This is a genomic window from Streptosporangium sp. NPDC003464, from assembly GCF_053588315.1.
The window spans coordinates 1-19,321 of record NZ_JBSFPS010000201.1; the positions used below are offsets into that span (position 1 = coordinate 1).

21 protein-coding genes are annotated in these 19,321 nt (G+C 71.9%); 7 read left to right on the forward strand and 14 right to left on the reverse strand.

The genetic code is table 11. The annotated features are described in order from the left end of the window. Positions 1-115: 115 nt before the first annotated feature. From ACWDS7_RS33945 to clpS, 6 genes are all read right to left on the reverse strand, one after another. Positions 116-1,063: a PLP-dependent cysteine synthase family protein gene (locus tag ACWDS7_RS33945; RefSeq protein WP_451932590.1), complete on the reverse strand. Its 948-nt coding sequence runs from the start codon at positions 1,061-1,063 to the stop codon at positions 116-118. Positions 1,064-1,146: 83 nt separating this feature from the next. Beyond that, positions 1,147-1,425: a MoaD/ThiS family protein gene (locus ACWDS7_RS33950; RefSeq protein WP_451932591.1), complete on the reverse strand. Its 279-nt coding sequence runs from the start codon at positions 1,423-1,425 to the stop codon at positions 1,147-1,149. Positions 1,426-1,513: 88 nt separating this feature from the next. Next, on the reverse strand, positions 1,514-1,651 hold the full coding sequence (locus ACWDS7_RS33955; RefSeq protein WP_306856481.1) for a hypothetical protein: 138 nt from the start codon (positions 1,649-1,651) through the stop codon (positions 1,514-1,516). A 62-nt stretch (positions 1,652-1,713) separates the two neighbouring features. Continuing rightward, positions 1,714-2,130, reverse strand: coding sequence for a Mov34/MPN/PAD-1 family protein (locus ACWDS7_RS33960; protein WP_451932592.1), 417 nt, complete (start codon positions 2,128-2,130; stop codon positions 1,714-1,716). A 9-nt stretch (positions 2,131-2,139) separates the two neighbouring features. Continuing rightward, positions 2,140-2,664 (reverse strand): DUF2017 domain-containing protein, encoded by a 525-nt coding sequence (locus ACWDS7_RS33965; RefSeq protein ID WP_306856478.1) that lies wholly within the window; start codon positions 2,662-2,664, stop codon positions 2,140-2,142. Between the two features lie 94 nt (positions 2,665-2,758). Beyond that, positions 2,759-3,028 (reverse strand): ATP-dependent Clp protease adapter ClpS, encoded by a 270-nt coding sequence (gene clpS / locus ACWDS7_RS33970; RefSeq protein ID WP_031159029.1) that lies wholly within the window; start codon positions 3,026-3,028, stop codon positions 2,759-2,761. A gap of 61 nt (positions 3,029-3,089) precedes the next feature. On the opposite strand from clpS, the gene ACWDS7_RS33975 reads away from it, so the two are divergent. From ACWDS7_RS33975 to ACWDS7_RS33985, 3 genes are all read left to right on the forward strand, one after another. Then, positions 3,090-4,376 carry a nicotinate phosphoribosyltransferase gene (locus ACWDS7_RS33975; RefSeq protein ID WP_451932601.1) on the forward strand — a complete coding sequence of 429 codons (1,287 nt, stop codon included), beginning with the start codon at positions 3,090-3,092 and terminating at the stop codon, positions 4,374-4,376. A gap of 5 nt (positions 4,377-4,381) precedes the next feature. Then, positions 4,382-4,954 carry an isochorismatase family protein gene (locus ACWDS7_RS33980; RefSeq protein WP_306856477.1) on the forward strand — a complete coding sequence of 191 codons (573 nt, stop codon included), beginning with the start codon at positions 4,382-4,384 and terminating at the stop codon, positions 4,952-4,954. 164 nt (positions 4,955-5,118) lie between these two features. Next, the gene (locus tag ACWDS7_RS33985) at positions 5,119-5,691 is read left to right on the forward strand and encodes a hypothetical protein (RefSeq protein ID WP_451932593.1); all 573 of its coding nucleotides are present in this window, start codon (positions 5,119-5,121) and stop codon (positions 5,689-5,691) included. 120 nt (positions 5,692-5,811) lie between these two features. On the opposite strand, the gene ACWDS7_RS33990 is transcribed toward ACWDS7_RS33985, so the two are convergent. From ACWDS7_RS33990 to ACWDS7_RS34015, 6 genes are all read right to left on the reverse strand, one after another. Further along, complete coding sequence (locus ACWDS7_RS33990; protein ID WP_306856473.1) at positions 5,812-7,563, reverse strand: DEAD/DEAH box helicase; 1,752 nt, start codon at positions 7,561-7,563, stop codon at positions 5,812-5,814. A 187-nt stretch (positions 7,564-7,750) separates the two neighbouring features. Then, positions 7,751-8,887, reverse strand: a complete 1,137-nt coding sequence (locus tag ACWDS7_RS33995) for a hypothetical protein (protein ID WP_451932594.1) — start codon at positions 8,885-8,887, stop codon at positions 7,751-7,753. 98 nt (positions 8,888-8,985) lie between these two features. Further along, positions 8,986-10,377, reverse strand: a complete 1,392-nt coding sequence (locus tag ACWDS7_RS34000; protein ID WP_306856470.1) for an MFS transporter — start codon at positions 10,375-10,377, stop codon at positions 8,986-8,988. Further along, a complete protein-coding gene (locus tag ACWDS7_RS34005) occupies positions 10,374-11,111 on the reverse strand; it encodes a zinc metalloprotease (protein ID WP_451932595.1) in 738 nt (245 codons plus the stop codon). Before ACWDS7_RS34005 ends, ACWDS7_RS34000 begins: the two co-directional genes overlap by 4 nt. 297 nt (positions 11,112-11,408) lie before the next feature. After that, complete coding sequence (locus tag ACWDS7_RS34010) at positions 11,409-11,663, reverse strand: DUF3039 domain-containing protein (protein WP_306856468.1); 255 nt, start codon at positions 11,661-11,663, stop codon at positions 11,409-11,411. A 10-nt stretch (positions 11,664-11,673) separates the two neighbouring features. Beyond that, positions 11,674-12,165: a hypothetical protein gene (locus tag ACWDS7_RS34015; RefSeq protein ID WP_451932596.1), complete on the reverse strand. Its 492-nt coding sequence runs from the start codon at positions 12,163-12,165 to the stop codon at positions 11,674-11,676. 256 nt (positions 12,166-12,421) lie between these two features. On the opposite strand from ACWDS7_RS34015, the gene ACWDS7_RS34020 reads away from it, so the two are divergent. After that, positions 12,422-13,840 carry a cellulase family glycosylhydrolase gene (locus ACWDS7_RS34020; RefSeq protein WP_451932597.1) on the forward strand — a complete coding sequence of 473 codons (1,419 nt, stop codon included), beginning with the start codon at positions 12,422-12,424 and terminating at the stop codon, positions 13,838-13,840. Positions 13,841-13,893: 53 nt separating this feature from the next. On the opposite strand, the gene ACWDS7_RS34025 is transcribed toward ACWDS7_RS34020, so the two are convergent. Then, a complete protein-coding gene (locus ACWDS7_RS34025; RefSeq protein WP_451932598.1) occupies positions 13,894-15,489 on the reverse strand; it encodes an MFS transporter in 1,596 nt (531 codons plus the stop codon). A gap of 153 nt (positions 15,490-15,642) precedes the next feature. Between ACWDS7_RS34025 and ACWDS7_RS34030 the strand changes: the two genes are divergently transcribed. Continuing rightward, positions 15,643-16,314, forward strand: a complete 672-nt coding sequence (locus ACWDS7_RS34030) for a TetR family transcriptional regulator (RefSeq protein ID WP_451932599.1) — start codon at positions 15,643-15,645, stop codon at positions 16,312-16,314. On the opposite strand, the gene ACWDS7_RS34035 is transcribed toward ACWDS7_RS34030, so the two are convergent. After that, a complete protein-coding gene (locus ACWDS7_RS34035) occupies positions 16,275-16,853 on the reverse strand; it encodes a YqgE/AlgH family protein (RefSeq protein WP_306856462.1) in 579 nt (192 codons plus the stop codon). The genes ACWDS7_RS34030 and ACWDS7_RS34035 overlap by 40 nt on opposite strands. A 406-nt stretch (positions 16,854-17,259) precedes the next feature. Here ACWDS7_RS34035 and ACWDS7_RS34040 point away from each other — a divergent pair, with 406 nt between their 5' ends. After that, positions 17,260-18,225: a LysR family transcriptional regulator gene (locus ACWDS7_RS34040; protein ID WP_306856460.1), complete on the forward strand. Its 966-nt coding sequence runs from the start codon at positions 17,260-17,262 to the stop codon at positions 18,223-18,225. A 162-nt stretch (positions 18,226-18,387) separates the two neighbouring features. Continuing rightward, positions 18,388-19,321, forward strand: a 934-nt coding sequence (locus ACWDS7_RS34045; RefSeq protein WP_451932600.1) for a PepSY domain-containing protein, incomplete at its 3' end; no start/stop codon positions are given.

The window sequence follows — 19,321 nt, forward strand, 5'->3', positions numbered from 1 at the left end:
CCCGGACACGCCCTCTTCGACTGGTACGAACTCCCCGAAAAATCCTCCGGCCAAGGCGCACCACCCCGCCGAGCCGATCACGCGGAGGCGCCGGGCCCGGGGCCCGGTGGTCCCCCTACGCCCAGAGCTGGCCCTCGAGCCGCTCCTCGGCCTCGTCGAGAGTGCCCTCGTAGGCGCCGGTGGACAGGTATTTCCAGCCGCCGTCGGCCACCACGAACACGATGTCGGCCCGCTCCCCGGCCTTGACGGCCTTGCTCGCCATGCCGAGCGCGCCGTGCAGGGCGGCTCCGGTGGAGACCCCGGCGAAGATGCCCTCGGCGGCCAGCAGCTCTCTCGTGCGCCGGAGCGCGTCGGCGGAGGAGACGGAGAAGCGGGTGGTCAGGACGTCGGGGTCGTAGAGCTCGGGGATGAAGCCCTCGTCCACGTTGCGCAGGCCGTACACCAGCTCGCCGTAGCGGGGCTCGGCGGCCACGATCTTCACGCCGGGGACGCGCTCGCGCAGGAACCGGCCGACGCCCATCAGGGTGCCGGTGGTGCCCAGGCCGGCCACGAAGTGGGTGACGGCCGGCAGGTCCTGGAGGATCTCCGGCCCCGTCGTCTCGTAGTGGGAGCGCCAGTTGGCCGGGTTGCCGTACTGGTAGAGCATCACCCAGTCCGGATTCTCCGTGGCCAGGCCCTTGGCGACCCGGACCGCCTCGTTGGAGCCGCCGGCCGCCGGGGAGGAGATGATCTCCGCCCCCCACATGCGCAGGAGCTGGCGGCGCTCCTCCGAGGTGTTCTCCGGCATCACGCAGATCAGCTTGTAGCCCTTGAGCCGGGCGGACATCGCCAGCGAGATGCCGGTGTTGCCGCTGGTGGGTTCGAGGATCGTGCAGCCGGGCCGGAGGAGGCCGTCCTTCTCCGCCTGCTCGATCATCCACAGCGCGGGACGGTCCTTGATCGAACCGGTCGGATTGCGGTCTTCCAGCTTGGCCCAGATCCGCACGTCCTCCGACGGTGACAGCCGGGGCAGGCCGACCAGCGGGGTACGGCCTACGGAATCGATCAGTGAGTCAAAGCGCATCGTCTACGGCTTCCGCTCCGTGGTGACAAACCAGAAACATCGGCGTGCGCCGCCGCCCGGTCGAGCGCGGCGGCGCCGCGCCGCTAGCGGGAGCCGCCGGCCACGGCCGGCAGGACGGTGACCGTGTCGCCGTCGGAGAGCGGGGTCTCCAGGCCGCCCAGGAAACGGACGTCCTCGTCGTTCAGGTACACGTTCACGAAGCGGCGCAGCGCGCCCTTGTCGATCAGACGGTCCTTCAGCCCGGGGTGCCGGGTCTCCAGGTCGCCGATCAGCTCCTCAAGCGTCGCGCCCTTGCCGTCGACGGCCTTGGCGCCGTCGGTGTAAGTGCGCAGGATGGTCGGAATGCGAACCTCGATGGCCATCGCGGGTCAATCTCCTTGTGTCGTCATGGGAGTGCCGCCCACCGGATCCAGAACACCGGCGGGCACGGAGGGATTCCAGAACTGCCGGTCAGCGACAGTCGTAGACGACGACGGTGGGAGTGTGCGCGAACAGGAAGCTCTGCACGGCCGCGAGACCCGCGAGCCGGGCCCGTGCGCCGGTACGTGAGAGCACGACGTCCTCCAGGCTCGGGTCAACGGTCGACATGGTCATCAGCTTACCCAAAGGGACGATTCACATCACGGCCGTATCGGCCACTGGGACGCGGCTCACCCCGAGGTGACCGTGACCTCTTCCTCCTCCACCACCCCGTCGACGATCCGGTAGGAGCGCAGCTCGGTCTCCTCGCCCAGCTCCTCGCGGGTGGAGACCAGCACGTAGTGGGCGTTCGGCTCGGAGGCGTAGCTGATGTCGGTCCGCGAGGGGTATGCCTCGGTCGCGGTGTGGGAGTGGTAGATGACCACCGGCTCCTCGTCGCGGTCGTCCATCTCGCGCCAGACCCGCAGCTGCTCCATCGAGTCGAAGCGGTAGAAGGTGGGCGACCGCTCGGCGTTCTCCATCGCGACGAACCGCTCAGGGGAGTCGGAGCCGATCGGTCCGGCGATCACGCCGCAGGCCTCGTCCGGGTGGTCGGCCCGGGCGTGCGCGATGATCTTGTCAACCAGTTCCCGGGAGATCGTGAGCATGTCAGGAAGTTACCAAAGGGCACGGACCAAGGTGTCCTGAAGGTAGGTCAGCCAGTCGTAGGTGACATACGCCGGATAGCGCGGGTCGTCCTCCCCCATCCGGGCGATCTCGTCGTGGACCTCCTCGGTCACCTCCAGCCGGGTGCCGAGCGCGAGCCGTACGTCGTTCAGCGCGCGCATCCACGCCTGCGCCTGCTCCTGGGTGAGCTCGACCCGTCCGGGCTCGGCGCTGTCGAGCATGGTCTGCGCGTCGGCCCGCTTGCCGTCGCGCAGGGTCGCCTCGGTGTAGCGGCGGAACTCGGCCGACTGCTCGGCGTCCTCGTAGGCCGAGGGGAACAGCCGGGCCAGCACCGGGTCGGCGGACTGCTCGGACGGGCCGATGCCGAGCGCGCGCTCCAGCGGGTCGTCCCCGGTCTCCCCGGGCTCGATCAGGCCGAGGATCTGGGAGACCAGCGAACGCAGGATCGAGACCTCGGCCGCGTCGAAAACGGTGATCACACCGCCCTTGCGCCCACGCTTGAAGCCTGAACTCACCGCTCGCTCACCGATCCCCGTCCGTCTCCCGCCGGGGCCCGCCCCCGGTCCGCCGCGGGACGGGGCGCCGGACGGGTCCAACCGCGTCCGCCGCTCATGAATCCCGCTGCACGGTGGCCCACAGACCGTAGGAGTGCATGATCTGCACGTCGCGCTCCATCTCCTCGCGGGTGCCGCTGGAGACCACGGCCCTGCCCTTCTGGTGCACGTCGAGCATCAGCTTCTCCGCCTTCTCCTTCGAGTAACCGAAGACGGACTGGAAGACATACGTGACGTAGGACATCAGGTTGACCGGGTCGTTCCAGACGATCGTCAGCCACGGCAGATCGGGCCGGACGTCGATTGACGGACGCTCGACCTCCATTGGAGCGGTGCTACCCACATACACCAGTCTGCCCTACCGCGGGCTTAGTCTTCGACTCGTGATGACGAGCATGAGCAGGGCGTTGCTGACAGATCACTATGAGCTGACAATGGTGCAGGCGGCGCTGCGCAGCGGAGCGGCCGCACGACGGACGGTGTTCGAGGTGTTCGCCCGGCACCTGCCCGGCGGGCGGCGATATGGGGTGGTCGCCGGGACCGGCCGCGTGCTGGAGGCGCTGGAGAACTTCCGGTTCGGCGACGAGGAGCTCGCCTTCCTCCGTGACAACCGGGTGGTCGACACCCCCACCCTGGACTTCCTCGCCGGCTACCGCTTCTCCGGCGACCTGTACGGCTACCGCGAGGGCGAGTGCTACTTCCCCGGGTCCCCCATCCTGACCGTGGAGGGCACCTTCGCCGAGGCCGTGCTGCTGGAGACGGTGCTGCTGTCGATCCTCAACCACGACTGCGCCATCGCCACCGCGGCCTCCCGGATGGTCCGCGCCGCCGGATCCAGGCCACTCATCGAGATGGGCTCGCGGCGCACCCACGAGGTGGCGGCCGTGGCCGCCGCGCGGGCCGCCTACCTGAGCGGGTTCGCCTTCACCTCCAACCTGATGGCCGGTCACCTGTACGGCGTGCCGACCGCCGGGACCGCCGCCCACGCCTTCACCCTGCTGCACGACTCGGAGCGGCACGCCTTCCAGGCCCAGATCGACTCGCTCGGCGCGGGCACCACGCTGCTGGTGGACACCTACGACGTGGCCGAGGCCGTACGGGCCGGCGTGGAGCTGGCGGGCCCCGACCTGGGGGCCGTCCGCCTCGACTCCGGCGACCTGGCCGAGGTCGCCCACGCCGTCCGCGGGCAGCTCGACTCGCTGGGCGCCGACAAGACCCGGATCCTCGTCACCAGCGACCTGGACGAGTACGCCATCGCGGCACTGTCGGCCGCCCCGGTGGACGCCTACGGCGTCGGCACCTCGCTGGTCACCGGGTCCGGTGTGCCGACGGCCGCGCTGGTCTACAAGCTCGTCGCCCGGGAGGACGCCGAGGGGATCGTGCAGCCGGTGGCCAAGAGATCGGTGGGCAAGCCCAGCCGGGGCGGGCGCAAGAACGCCTTCCGGCAGCTCGACCCGGCGGGCACGGCGCTCACCGAGCTGGTCACCGTCTCCGGCGACCGCCCCGCCGACAGCCGCCCGCTCCAGGTCGAGCTGGTCCGCGGCGGCGAGGTCGTCGGCCGGGAGGAGCTGGAGGCGGCCCGCCTCCGGCACCGCGAGACCGTCGCCGAGCTCCCCGCCGAGGCCCACCAGCTGTCCCGGGGCTACGCCGCCATTCCGACCGTGTTTGACTAGCCTTCATGGCAACCGCACTGATCATCGTCGATGTCCAGAACGACTTCTGCGAGGGCGGCAGCCTGCCGGTGGGCGGCGGCGCCGAGGTCGCCGCGGCCATCTCCCGGCACGCCGCCTCGCACGACTACGACCATGTCGTGGCCACCCGTGACTTCCACGTCGACCCCGGCGACCACTTCGCCGCCGAGCCCGACTACGTCGGCTCCTGGCCCGCCCACTGCGTGGCCGGGACCTCGGGCGCGGAGTTCCACCCCGCCTTCGACACCGCCAAGGTGGAGGAGGTGTTCAGCAAGGGCGCCCGCGCCGCCGCCTACAGCGGCTTCGAGGGCAGCGCCCCCGACGGGACGGGCCTGGCCGACTGGCTCGCCCGGCGCCAGGTGAGCGCGGTGGACATCGTCGGCATCGCCACCGACCACTGCGTGCGCGCCACCGCCCTGGACGCGGTCCGCAACGGCCTGGCCGTGCGGGTGCTGCTGGACCTGACCGCCGGGGTGGCCAGGTCGACCACGGAGGCCGCGCTGGCCGAGCTCGGCGCCGCCGGGGCCGGCCTCAGCGGCGAGCCGGTGGTCCGTTCCTGACTCCGGCCGTACGGCCCCGGCCGGATCGATCGGCCCCGACCCCGACGGCACGGTCCCGGAAGGGCCTACAGACCGGTCATGAAACTTCCAAGACGGTCGCTACCCGATGCGATAAGAGTATTACGGAGAGTCGTAATCCTCTGATCTCACGGTGGTGACCGTCCATGCTCGTGCTCGGTGTCTCATGGCTGATCCTGGCTCCCCTGTGTCTGTGGCTGCTGATACGCGGCAACGGCGCGACCCGGCTGGGCAGCGTGGTCGCGCTGGCCGGGCTGGAGGTGACCACGCTCTGGGTCCACGGCACCACCCGGACCCCGTCCACCCCGGTCGCCCACCCCCCGGCCATGACCGCCCCGGCCGCCCGGCCCCCGGCCATGACCGCCCCGGCGGCGGAGCCGGCCGGGCACGCGACGGCCTGCGCCGCCCGGCTGCCCTCCCCCGAGCAGGCTCGACCGGCCCGGAGCCAGGGCGACCTGCGCGCCGTGACGTTCCGCTGGACGGCCGTGGCGGACGAGTGCGACACCGCGACCGTCGTCCTGCGCCGCGACCGGCGGGACGTCAAGGTCTGGCTGCATGAGGGGCCGATGAGGCACCGGCCCGCCGGCGCCCGGAGGCTCCCGGTGAGCGTGGCGGACGGGATGGCCTCGGTGGAGGTGCGCCTGGCGCCGCCGCTGCCCGGCAAGGGGGCGTTCCGGGCCATCGACGGCCGGACCGGACGGCCGATCTCCCTGAGCTGACCCCCGAGCCTCCCTGAGCCGACCCCCGAGCTGACTCCCTGAGCCGACCGGGCACGCGCCCATCGGTGCTCCAGACCCGTCTTCCGGCTCCCGGAGCCCGCGTCCGCCGCGGGGCGGCGGCTAGTGCGACCGCTGGGTGGCCCAGTGGCGGATCTTGTCGATCCGCTCCTGGACCTGCTCGGCGGTGGCCTGCGCGATGGCCGGGCCGCCACAGGCCCGGCGGAGCTCGGCGTGGATGACGCCGTGGGGCTGGCCGGTGCGGTGGTTCCACGCGCCGACCAGCCCGTTGAGCTCCCGGCGCAGGTTGGCGATGAGCTCGTGCGGGGCGAGCTGGGGCTCCTTGGGCTCGGGGCGGTTCCGCTTGGCCTTGAGCTGGTCGGACTGGCGCTTGCTCAGCAGGGTCCGCACCTGGTCGGGCTCCAGCAGGCCGGGCAGGCCGAGGAAGTCTTCCTCCTCGGGGGAACCAGGCTCGGCGGCGGTGCCGAACTCACCGCCGTCGAAGAGCACCCGGTCGAAGGTGGCGACCGCCTCCAGCGTCTCGAAGGGCAGCTCGTCCCCCAGGACGTCGGGGTTGTCCTTCTTGCGCTGGGCGTCGTCGAGCAGGAAGTCGTCGAGGCCCTCCTCCGGGAGGCTGCGGTCGAGCACGTGGTCGCGCTCGGCCTCCATCTCCCCGGCCAGCCCCATCAGTGTGGGCACCGAGGGCAGGAACACCGAGGCGGTCTCGCCGCGCTTGCGGGCCCGGACGAAACGGCCGACGGCCTGGGCGAAGAACAGCGGGGTCGAGGTGCTCGTGGCGTAGACCCCGACGGCCAGGCGGGGGATGTCGACGCCCTCGGAGACCATCCGGACCGCCACCAGCCAGCGGTCCTGGGACGCGGAGAACTGCTTGATCTTCTTCGACGCCTCGGGATCGTCGGAGAGCACGACCGTGGCGCCCTCCCCGGTGATGGCGCGGATGTGCTTGGCGTAGGCGCGGGCGGTCTCGTGGTCGGTGGCGATGACCAGGGCACCCGCGTCGGGGACGCCCCTGCGCACCTCGGTCAGCCGCCGGTCCGCCGCGTGGAGCACCTGCCGGATCCAGTCGCCCTTGGGGTCGAGCGCCGCCTTCCACGCCTGGCCGAGCTGGTCCTTGGTGAGCGGGGTGCCGAGGGTCGCGGCGATCTCGTCGCCCGCGCGGGTCCGCCAGCGCATCTCGCCCGCGTAGGCGAGGAAGATGACCGGCCGGACGACGCCGTCGGCGAGCGCCGGGCCGTAGCCGTAGGAGTAGTCGGAGACGCTGCGCCGGATGCCCTCGCCGTCTTCCATGTAGGTGACGAACGGGATCGGGTTTACGTCGGACCGGAACGGCGTGCCGGTCAGCGCCAGGCGCCGCGCGGCGGGCTCGAACGCCTCGCGCACACCGTCGCCCCAGGACTTCGCGTCGCCCGCGTGGTGGATCTCGTCGAAGATGACGAGCGTCTTGCGCGCCTCGGTCCGGGCGCGGTGCAGCGCCGGGTGCATCGAGATCTGGGCGTAGGTGACGGCCACGCCGACGTAGTCGCGCGAGGTCGCACCCTGGCTGTTCTTGAACTCGGGGTCGATGGCGATGCCGACCCTGGAGGCGGCATCGGCCCACTGCTGCTTGAGATGTTCGGTGGGTGTGACGATCGTCACAGCCCGGACGATCCCTCGCGACAGGAGCTCGCTGGCGATGCGCAGCGCGAAGGTCGTCTTGCCCGCACCGGGCGTGGCGACCGCGAGGAAGTCGCGCGGCTCACGTCTGGAGTAGAGGTCGAATGCCTCCTGCTGCCAGGCGCGGAGCTTCGGCGCGGTGCCCCAGGCGGCACGTTCGGGGTACGAGGGGGACAGGTGGGATGCGGCGAAAGTGCTCACAGTGTCCCCAGGGTAATCTGAGTCGCCGACAAGACGTGCCGATCCGGCGAGATGCTCGCCAAGGTCACCTCCGCGTGCTAGAGGTCTCCCGGCCGCGTACGGTCGCGCCCCCCGGGGCCTCCCGCCGCCCCCCCGACGCCCTGCCGCGGACGCCCGCCGGGCGCGCGGGAGCGGGCCGCCGTCACGCCTAACGGACCCCGGAGATCACCGTGTCGATCTCGGCCCGCAGCCGGGGGTCGTCGGGCTGGGCCATGCCGACCACGACGACCGGCCGTCCCCCGGCGCCGGTGAGAAACACCACACGGAGATAGGCCGGGCGGTTGACGACGTCTCGATACTCCGCCCGCAGGGCGCGGCTGTGGCCGCTCCGCCCGCCCACCGTGACCGCCCGGTCGTCGACGACCTCGACCTCGTCGCCGTGGAGCAGCAGCCGGGCGTAGATGTCGGCCAGCTCCACCGTCGCCTTGCGCACGTCGGTCACCGGCTCCGCGGGCCTGGACATCACCGTCGCCTCCCCGCCGCGGCCCGCCACCGCGGTGAACTCGGTGACCGGCGGCACCGTGCCCGCCCGCCAGCCCTCGGGCAGCGGGTATCCCACGCCCGCGAGGCGGTCGCTCACCACGGCGGGCGGCGGGGCGGCGGGCAGGACCCGGGGGGCCAGGACGACGGCCGCGACGGCGACGGCTCCGGCCCCGGCCGCCAGGGCGGTCAGGGTGAGCAGACGGCGTCGGAGGCGGCCCGGGAGCCGGCTGCGGGGCGGGGCGGCCGGCGTGCCGTACCAGCGGGCCGAAGGCGGGAGGTCGTCAGGTGGCACGCCCGCCGCGGCCCCCCGCCCGCCACCGTCTTCCGGCTCTCCCACCGACCGGGTCCGCGGGGAGCCGGGCTCCGCCTCCTCGGCAGCCCAGGGCCGCCCGCCGCCACGCCCCGGCCCGGCCACGGGCCGCGCCCGCCGCCGGCCGCCGCGCTCCGGCTCCTCGGCGGGCCATGTCCACGCGCCGCCCCGCTCCGGCTCCTCCCCGGCGGCCCAGGCCGGCCCGGCACCGCCCTCCGGCCCCTCGGACGGCACCTGCCCGGCACCGCCCTCCGGCGGCCGCGCCCGCCGCCGGGAGCCGCGCTCGGGCTCCTGCCGCGGACGCGCCCGGTGCTGCCCCCCGTGCCCGGCCTCCTCCAGGGACGGCGCCGCGCGCCCGTCGTCGCGCCTGAGATCCTCGGCCGGCCGGGCGCGGCGGCCACCGCGCCCGGCCCCCTCCGGGGGCCACACCCGGCGCCCGGTCTCACGCCCGGGGTCCTCCGGTGGCCGCGCTCGGTGAGGGCGCTCGTCCACGACGACTCCTCCCGGTGGTCACGGTCATACCGTCCTACCATGCCTCCCGGGGCGCGGTCCGGCTATAGGTGACCGTGGTTACGTGAGTGACCGATGAGTCAGGAGACGTCCCGCATGCGCACGGCGACGATCACTCCGAGCAGTCCTATGGCCGCCATGAGGGCGGCGATCGTGGTGTAGCCGGTGGCGATGTCGTCGTGGCCGATCAGGTTGATCAGCACGCCGCCGACGCCGATCGTGAGCGCGCCGCCCAGGGTGTCGACGACCTGGAGAGCGGCGGAGTTGGCACCCTGTTCCGCGTCGGGCGACTGGCGCATCGCGGTGACGCTGACGCTGGTGACGCCGATGCCCATGCCGAATCCGGCGACGACCCAGGCGGGCACGGTGACCCAGCCGGTGACGCCGGGCACGAGCGCGAGCATCGTCAGCAGGATGCCGGTGGTGACCGCGGCGGCGCCGAGCCGTACCAGCCGGGGGCGGTCGTATTCGCGGCGGCTCTGCAGGTAGGAGCCGGTGGTCCAGCCCAGGGCGCCCGTGGTGAGGGCGACGCCGGCCTGCGCGACCGACAGGCCGGACACCTCGGTGAGCAACAGCGGGATGAAGGCGTTGACCCCGAAGAACGCCGAGGAGAGCACGCCGCGCATCATGACCGTGGTGGGCAGGCCGCGGCCGAACCTGAGCGCCTTCGGCGGCAGCAGCCGGGGCAGGCCCACGGCCAGCGCGACCAGTCCGGCGGCGGCGGCGATCCCGCCGGGGACCGGGGTGGTGTGCAGCCGGTCCACGCCGTACAGCAGCGCCCCGGCGCCACCGGCCGTGGCCATCGCCGCCAGGGTCATCGCCAGCGGCCGGGACCGGGGGCCGGCCGCCTCCGGGGTCGGGGCCGGGGCCTCGCCGCCGCGCAGCGCGGGCAGGAGCATCAGCATGGCCGGGATCACCAGCGGCACGATCCCGAAGAAGACCCAGCGCCATCCGAGCGTCTGGGCGATGAGACCGCCGATGCCGGGGCCGACCAGCGCGGGCAGCACCCAGGCGGCCGACAGGGCGGCGAACACCTTGGGCCTGGCCTCGGAGACGTAGACCCGCACGATCATCACGTAGATGGCCACGATGACCGCACCGCCGCCCAGCCCCTGTACGGCGCGCGCCACGATGAAGAGTTCCTTGGATCCGGCGGCACCCGCCAGGGCCATGCCGAGCACGAACAGGCCCACGCCGAGCAGGAAGGGCAGGGCGTGTCCCCGCCGGTCCGACCAGAGGCCGGCGACGACGTTGGCGAGCAGGCCGGAGATGAGGAAGGCCGAGAAGCTCATGCCGTACAGGTCGAGCGCGTCGAGATCCTTGGAGACCGCGGGCATCACCGCGCCGATCGACATGCCCTCGAAGGCGATCAGGGTGACGACGAGCAGGATGCCCAGGGAGGCCGTGCGGTATTCGGGACCGAAGATCCGGGGGGATCCGTATGGAGCGTCAAGTGTCTTCGGTGCTGTCACCCGTCAAGCGTAGTGTCCGGCTCCGGGGCACGGTACGTCGACCACATCTCGTGCATCCGGGCCGCCTGGCCGGCGGTGAACTCCGACATGCAGTGGTCGTGGGAGTAGTCCATGAAGTTGTGGATCGGGTCGGGGTCGCCGCCCTTGCAGCTGTCCTTGCCGGCCGGACAGCCCTCGGTGGGCGTGCCCTCCGGCACGGTGTCGTCGATCCCGTCACCCGGTGACTGGCAGCCGTTCTCGAAGGTGTGCAGCAGCCCGAGCCAGTGGCCGATCTCGTGGACCCCGGTGTATCCCCGGTCGAAGTTGCGCAGCGACCCGCCGGGCAGGCTGCGCCAGTCGATGACCACGCCGTCGAGCTGGGGCTCGTTCTTGTACCAGTAGGGGTAGGTGGAGTAGCCGAGCACGAGCTGGCTGAGCTGGGCGACATAGAGGTTGAGGGTCTCCGCGCCGCCCTTGCGCGCCTTCTTTATCTGCGCCTCGTAGGAGAGCGGCTCCCGGAACCAGGCGACGTTGTCGGTCCGGGTCAGGTTGTCGAGGCGGAACTGGATCCCGGTGTCGACCCCGCCGTACCGGCCGGCGTAGGCGGCGTTGAGCGTGGCGATCTGGCTGCGCACCGCGGCGTCCTGGGCCCCCAGGGGGCCGGCGGCGATGACATGCACCTGGGTGGGGACCGTGATCGGGGTCCAGGGCCCACGGCGCATCCCCGACAGGCGCCGTCTCAGATCGGCGAGCATCTCCGCGACCTGCGCCGGGTCCGGCGCGCGCGGCTCGGGCCCGCGTCCGGGGGTCGCGGCCCGGAGCGCCCTCGCGCACCCCGGCGACCCCGGGGACTCCAGGGACTCCGGCGACTCGGCCACAGCGGACGCCGGGGCGGCGGGAGCGGCGCCCGCTGTGAACAGGCATGCCAAAATAGCGGCGATCGCACGCCGAGCCATGAACTCCCCCGACAGGTCACATCTGCTGGTCGACTGCCGCTCCCCAGCGGCATCCCGACCGTAACCTCATCGGTGGCGATCACCCACGAACAACACTCACTTGTTGTCGTTGTTGTCCTCGCCCTTGGGCAGCCCCTCGTAGATCTCCTTGCACTCGGGGCAGACCGGGAACTTCTGCGGGTCGCGGTTGGGCACCCAGACCTTGCCGCAGATCGCGCGGACCGGAGTGCCGCTGAACGCGCTCTCCATGATCTTGTCTTTGTCGGCGTAGTGGGCGAACCGCTCGTGGTCGCCGTCGCCGAACGACAGGTCGGGCCGGATATCGCTCTCAGGGAGAATCTTCGTGTTCACCCTGTCGATTTTATGCCCGCACCACCGCGGTCCCCGCGCCGACGCTCGCCACGGCCGCGGCCCCGGCCGTCCAGCCCAGCGCGGCGCCCCAGAGCAGCCCGGCGGCCAGGCCCCCCAGCAGCAGCCCGGCGTAGGCGCCGGGACCGGCCTCGACGGTCTGGGAGATGACGACCGCGCGCAGCAGGTTGGCCACCAGCGCGCCCAGGACGAAGGCGCCCCAGCCGGCGAAGAAGGCCCGCACGGCCCCGCCCCGCCGGTGGGTGGTCACCCAGGCGACCACTCCGGCCAGGGCCAGGGCGGCGAGGTTCTCGGTGAGCGTGAGAGGCCAGCCGGTCTCGCCGAGCGGGACCGCCCGCAGGCCGGGCAGGCCGTACGGCAGGCCCACGGCGGAGGGCACGGCGAGATAGCCGGCGGCGGTGGCGAGGCCGGTGCCGAACACCCCGAACGCCGAGACGATCAGCAAGGTAACGACCGTCGGCAGGCTATTGCGAACAATGCTCATGTTCGGCAGGCTAGCGCCCAACCGATTCCCGTGAAAGACCCGGATCCGGGGGCCGTCGCATCCCGCGCGCCGGGCTCCACCGGGTCCCGCCGCGTCCCCGCCCGCCGTGCCGGGACGCGCGGCAGAGCCCTGGAAGACGGCGGGGAGATGGAGGCATCCGGATGAGGCACCCACGGCCGGCCGTCGCAGGACGGGCCCCCGACGGAGCGGGCACCACCGGCCACCGGCCCCCGGCCGCCGCCGGAAGGACGCCCCGATGAGGCGCCCGCGGCTGGCCGTCGCGGGGCTGGCCCTGGCCGTCGCCGCGGCGGGCGGGGTGGCCTCGGTCGCCCGGGGCGACGCGCCCGAGCGGGTCCCGCGATACGTCACCGACGACCGGGGACGGGCGCTGACGCTGCACGGCTTCAACACCGCGAGCAGCGCCAAGAGCGCCCCGGACGCGCTGCCCGAGCTGACCGAGGCGGACGTCGAGACCGAGTACCGGGCGATGGGCACGAACTTCGTCAGGTTCCTGATCCAGTGGTGGGCCGTCGAGCCATCCCCCGGCGTCTATGACACGAAATATCTGGAAAAAGTGGCCGAGCGGGTCCGCTGGTACGCCAAGCGCGGCTACCACGTCATGCTCGACATGCACCAGGACCTGTGGGGCAACAAGATCACCCCCGGCGGGCGCACGGGCGACGGCGCCCCCGGGTGGGCCACCTACCTGGACGGCCTGCCGGTCGCCGGGGAACACGCCACCTGGGAGCTGTACTACCTGGACCCGGGCGTCATGCGGGCCTTCGACCACTTCTGGAACACCACCGGCGAGCACCCCGAGCTGATGGACCACTACGCCAGGGCCTGGCGGGCGGTGGCCGACCGCTTCAAGGGCGACCCGGCGGTCATCGGCTACGACCTGATGAACGAGCCGTGGGGCGGCTCGGTGCAGGGCGCGGCGTTCGAGAACGGGCCGCTGGCCGAGCTCTACCGCCGCACGATCGCGCAGATCAGGAGCGTCGACCAGGACAACTGGATCTTCGTGGAGCCGCAGGCGGTCGGGGTCAACTGGGGCCTGCCCAGCGGCCTGCCCCGGTTCGAGGACCCGCGGGCGGGCGAGCCGCGGATCGGCCTGGCCCCGCACATCTACCCGCTCCCGCTGGACCTCGGCGAGGACTACGTGGGCGCCGCCCGCGAGTGGACCGACACCACGCTCGGCTGGTGGCGCTCGAACATGCTCCGCCTCGCCGAGCGCCAGGACGGGCCGGTCATCCTGGGCGAGTTCGGCCTCGACACCACCCGGCCGGGCGCCGTCGAACTGGTGGAGCGGATGCTGGAGGTGACCGACGAGCTCGGCATGGGCCGGGCCTACTGGTCGCGCGACCCGGGGCCCTGGGGCCCCTACGACGACAAGGGAGCCCCGGGCCCGCTCGTGCCCGTCTACGCCAGGCCGTACCCGAGGGCGATCGGGGGCGTCCCCCGGCAGGTCGCCTACGACCGCGCGTCCCACTCGCTGACCGTCCGCTTCGACGCCAACGGGACCGGCCCGACCGAGGTCTACCTGCCCGCCGACGAGTTCCCGCGGGGCGGCAGGGTCACCGGGGCCCTGTCCTCCACCTGGGACCCCGACCGGCGGATCCTCACCGTGACGACCCCCGCCTCGGGCACGCAGACGCTCACGGTCACACCCGCGTGAACGGGTACGGCTCCCGCCGGGCGATGGCGGGAGCCGTACGGTGACGGGATGGGTCAGCCCATGTGGATGGGGCCGTCCTCGGACTTGCGGCCCGCCTTGACGAACAGGGCGAGCACGGCCGCGAGGACCGCGACGCCCGTGCTGACCAGGAAGCCGAGGTGCATGCCGTCCAGGAAGGACAGGTGTGAGACGCCGGCGATGCCCTGGACGACCTGCTCGGGCACGCCGGGCATCATCTGGGCCGAGGGCGCCCCGCCGAAGGTCGCCAGCTCCTTCAGCCCGTCGACCTGCTCGGCCGGGAGCGGCGGGAGCTTGGCGTCCGCCCAGTGGCCGGGGTAGACGTCGGCCACCCGCGCCGACACGATCGCGCCGAGGATGGCCGTGCCGAGCGCGCCGCCGACCTGCATGGCGGACTGCTGGATGCCGCCCGCGACGCCGCTGAGGTCCTCGGGCGCGTTGCCGACGATGATCTCGGTGGCGCCGACGAAGACCGGCGAGAGCCCGAAGGCCAGCAGGACGAACGGGATGCCGCTGTCCATGAACGCGGCGTCGAGGCTGAGCCTGGACATCAGGAACATCGCCAGGGCGGTGACCAGCATGCCACCCGCGATAGTGACCTTGGTGCCGAGCTTGCCGATGAGCACGGCGGCCAGCGGCGAGGCGACGATCATTCCCGCGCTCATCGGCAGCATCCGCAGGCCGGACTCCAGGGGCGTGAGCCCGTGCACGCCCTGGAAGAAGAAGGTGAGGAAGAACATCGCGCCGAACATGGAGAACGCGACGAGCATCATCAGTCCGGTGCCGATGGAGACCGAGGCGTTGCTGAAGAGGCTCAGCGGCAGGAGCGGCTCGGCGACCCGGGCCTGCCACCACACGAACACGGCGCCGATCAGCACGGCCGCGGCCAGGAAGCCGATGGTCAGCGGGTCGCCCCAGCCCCAGTCGGGAGCCTTGATGATGGCCCAGACCAGGGCGAACATCGCACCCGACAGCAGCACGACGCCCAGCCAGTCGACCTTCGACAGGGTCTGCGCCCTGCTCTCGCTGAGCACCCACAGGCCCATGGCCATGGCCACGACGCCCACGGGGACGTTGATGAAGAAGACCGACTGCCAGCTGACGTGCTCGACCAGCAGGCCGCCGACGATCGGGCCGGCGGCGCTGGACAGGCCGATGATGCCGCCCCAGGCGCCCATCGCCATCTTCAGCCGCTCGCCGGGGAAGGCCACCCGCAGCAGCGCGAGGGCGGCCGGCTGCAGCAGCGCGCCGAACAGGCCCTGGAGCACGCGCAGCCCGATCAGCATGCCGACCGAGGAGCTGAGGCCGATCGCGAGCGAGGTGAGCGCGAAGCCGGCGACGCCCACCAGGAAGATCCTCTTATGGCCGAACAGGTCGCCGAGCTTGCCCGCGGTGATCAGGAACACGGCGAGCGCGAGCAGGTAGCCGCTGGTCACCCACTGCAGGTCGGCAAGGGATGCCTTGAGGTCCTGGGCGATCACCGGGTTGGCGATGGCGACGACGGTGCCGTCGAGCATCACCATGATCACACCGAGCGACACCGAGAGGAGCGTGAGCCACGGGTGCCCCTGCCTCGACGACGTGCCGGGATCTGGCGGCGGCGGTGCGGCCACCGTCTTGGCGTCTGCCATGGAAGGGTCCCCTCGTGAGTCTGATCGCCCCCGCTTGAGGCGTGTCAACCTGAGGTAATTTATGGCAGTCCCTGACATATGACAAATCATTTTAAGAGTCATGTCATGACATATGGCAGACTGTGAACCATACGTTTCGAAGGGGTGACATGCATGAGTCGACCCGGCCTACGGGAGCGCAAGAAACAGAAGACGAGACTGGCGCTGGTCGACGCCGCCCTCGACCTGTTCGCGGAGCAGGGGTACGAGGCCACGACCGTCGACCAGATCGCGGCCGCCGTGGACGTCTCGCCCCGCACGTTCTTCCGCTACTTCGCGACCAAGGAGGACGTCGCGCTCTCCCTGCCGCTCGACGGCGTCGAGGTCATGCTCGCCGAGCTGGCCGCCCGGCCCGCGGAGGAACCGCCGTTCACCGCGCTCAGCCATGCCCTGCGCGCGATGGTCACCATGTTAGAGGAGGGGGATCTTGCCGACCGGGCCAGGTTCCTCAAAGCGCGTGAGCTGATCGACGGCACCCCCGCGCTGCTGGCCGGGAGCGTGCGGCGGATGATGGAGCACGAGCGGCGGCTGGTCGCCGAGGTCGCCCGGCGCGAGAGCGCCGACCGCGACGACCTCCTGGCCAACTTCGTCGTCGCGCTCTTCACCAGCGTGACCCGGATCGGCTTCGAGTTCTGCGCGCCCGACGGCGGCTACGACCTCTCCGCGCTGGCCCGGCGCCTGGAGGCGATGCTGGCCATGGCCGAGCGCTCGATGCGCCCCGGCTGGGACCGCGCCCGCCAGGACCCTCAGTTCATCGAGGGATCGTCCGGGCAGGTCGCCACGTAGGCGAGCTCGCCCCGCTGGCGGCGGAGCACGGCCCGCCACAGCGACCCGGGGTCATGGTGGAAGGTGTCGCCGGGCTCGGAGTCCACGACGTACCAGGCGCCCTCGCCGATCTCGGCCTCCAGCTGCCCCGCGGTCCAGCCGGCGTATCCGGCGAAGATCCGCATCTGGGCGATCTCCCCGGCGAGGATCTCCGGCGGGGCGTCGAGGTCGACGGTGCCGAGCCGGGAGACCGCCGCGGTGCCCGCGTGCAGCCGCCGCCAGCCGAGGGGCTCCTGCCCGCTCGGGACGGCGGCCAGGGCCAGGGCGCTGTCGGTCTGCACGGGGCCGCCCTGGAACAGCACGGGCGGGCCGGTCACCATGGCGTCCCAGGTCGGCAGCACCTGCGTCACCGAGATGTCGCTGGGCCGGTTGAGCACCACGCCCAGCGTGCCGCCGTCGTGGTCGTGCTCCAGGACCAGGACCACGCTGCGCCGGAAGTTGGGATCGTCGAGTTGCGGTGTCGCCACCAGCAGACCACCGACGTAGATCGCCTCCGCCATACCTCCATCATGAGGGGTCGGGCCCACCTCGCGCTGCTCCACCCCGGCCACAGATCTCCAAGATCTCCCGGCATGTTACCCAGAGCGCACGGGCAGCGACTTTATGCGGCAATTGCGACCGATCCGGAGGAACCGATCCGGAGGACGCGTGAAGCGGATCAGCCGTGCGGCGGCCGCCGCCCCCACCCCGCCTCGCCCTGTCCCGCCCCGAAGACCCGGATGTCCCTGTCAAGAGGGACGGAGATCTCCTCCGGGGTGACCCACCGCTCCATTCCTCTCGGCCTCACACATCACCGGGCCGGGAAATCCCTTGACCTTACGCACCATCGGGCCGGGGAAAACCACCACTGAAACGTGTATCGACTTTCACGTTTATCTGCATTTTGATTTTTCCTATCATCCCTCCATGGACTTGGAAGTACGTCATCTTCGGGTCATCCATGCCATAGCCGAATACGGCAGCATCTCCAAGGCCGCCTCCTCCCTCGGGCTGTCCCAGCCCTCTCTGGCCGGCCAGTTGCAACGGATCGAGCGCATGATCGGGGGACGCCTGTTCGAGCGGGTCCACGAGGGCAGCCGCCCGACGCCGCTGGGCGCCTGGCTCCTCGACCGCTCCGGCTCGCTGCTGCACGCGTTCGGCACGTTGCAGCGCGACGCCCGCCACCGCGTCGAGCGGGGGACGGGCAAGCCGGTGATCCGGCTGGGATGCGGGAACACCTCCATCGCCGGCCACATCAGCAACTGCCTGTACGACCTGGCGCCCCACGCCGACCTCACCATCCGGACCGAGGAGTGCATGGACGTCCTGCCCGCGCTCCTTTCGGCCGGACGGCTGGAGCTGGCCGTCCTGGGCGACTATCCGGGCTACGAGCTGCTGCCCCCACCAGGCGTGATCTACGAGGTCCCGGCCACCGAACCGATCTTCGTGGGCGTGGCGGCCTCCCATCCGCTGGCCCGGTGCGAGGAGATCGAGCTGGCGGACCTGGCCGAGGAGGAGTGGGCGATGCCCCCTCAGGTGGAGTTCGGCTACCGCGAGCATTTCTGGGCGGCCTGCGCCGAACGCGGTTTCGTGCCCCGCGTCTCGTTCTCCCTCAACGCCAACCTCGCCTACGACCTGGTCAGGGCGGGCCGGTGCGTGGCGATGTTCCAGGCGACCCATCAGGGGCGGGCGGGGATCGCCGTGCGCCCACTGGTGGACACGCCCCTGGTCTTCCGTCACATCATCGGATGGACCCAGTACGGCCCGCTGGCCGACAGCGCGGTGCCGCTCGTGAGCAGCGTGATGCGCGCGTACTGGAGTGAGGCGCTGAAAGCCCCCGCATACGCGTGCTGGATCAAACGCAACGGGCAGCCGCCCCATCCGCCGCAGTGATCTCCGTTCCGCCGCGGTGATCCATGTCCATAGGAAGAACCTATGGACATCTAGAGGGTTCTGTAACAGGTATCAGTGATGCCACTTTTGGGTCAGCCCTGGCCGGCCTCGGCTCCTTAGGTCCCTTTCCCCCCAGGGGACTGGTGAGAGGAGTCACCCAGAGTGAGAACCAAAGTCAAGTTAGGAGCCGTCGCCGTACTGGCGGCCGCGGCCCTGGCGACGCCCACGCCGGCGGGCGCGCTGAGCGCCCCGGCCGCCGGAGGGACCGCACCCTCGGACCCGGTCCCGGTGAAGGTCTCCCCCGAGCGCGAGCCCGCTTCCGCCCCGCCGGACGCCGACGGCCGCAGACGCGCGATCACCAGCGCCGAGCGTGCCCTGGCCTCGGGCTCCAGGGCCCTGCGGAAGGCGTCCGGAGACCGTTTCGAGCGGGACAGGGTCGTCGTGGGGACACGCGGCCTCCAGTATCTCCACTACAAGCGCACCTACCGGGGACTGCCCGTCTACGGCGGTGACGTGATCGTCGTGACCGACAGGTCCGGCGGCACGGTGGAGAGCATCGGCTCCGGCCAGCAGGCCAAGCTGGATCTGGACACCAGGGCCGCCGTCAGCGCGGAGGCCGCCTCGGCCACCGCGCGCGGCCAGCTCACGACCGTGGAGACCGCCGCCGCACCCGTGCTCGTGGTGCACGCGGCCACCGACCGGCCCGTGCTGGCGTGGGAGGTGGTCGTCACCGGCGCCACCGAGCGGGCGCCGAGCGTGCTGCACGTCTACGTCGACGCCCGGACCGGCGCGGTCATCGACAAGGTCGACGACGTCCGCGCCGGCACCGGCAACAGCTTCTACAACGGCAACCCGGTGACCATCCAGACCTCCGGCTCCGGCGGCTCCTACTCGATGACCGACACCACCCGGTCGGGCCTGCGCTGCGGCGGCCAGAACGGCTCGGCCTACACCGGCACCGACGACTCCTGGGGCAACGGCTCGGGCACCAACCTGGAGACCGCCTGCGTGGACGCGCTGTACGCCGCCCAGCAGGAGTGGAACATGCTGCGCGACTGGCTGGGCCGCAACGGCTTCAACGGCTCCGGCGGCGCCT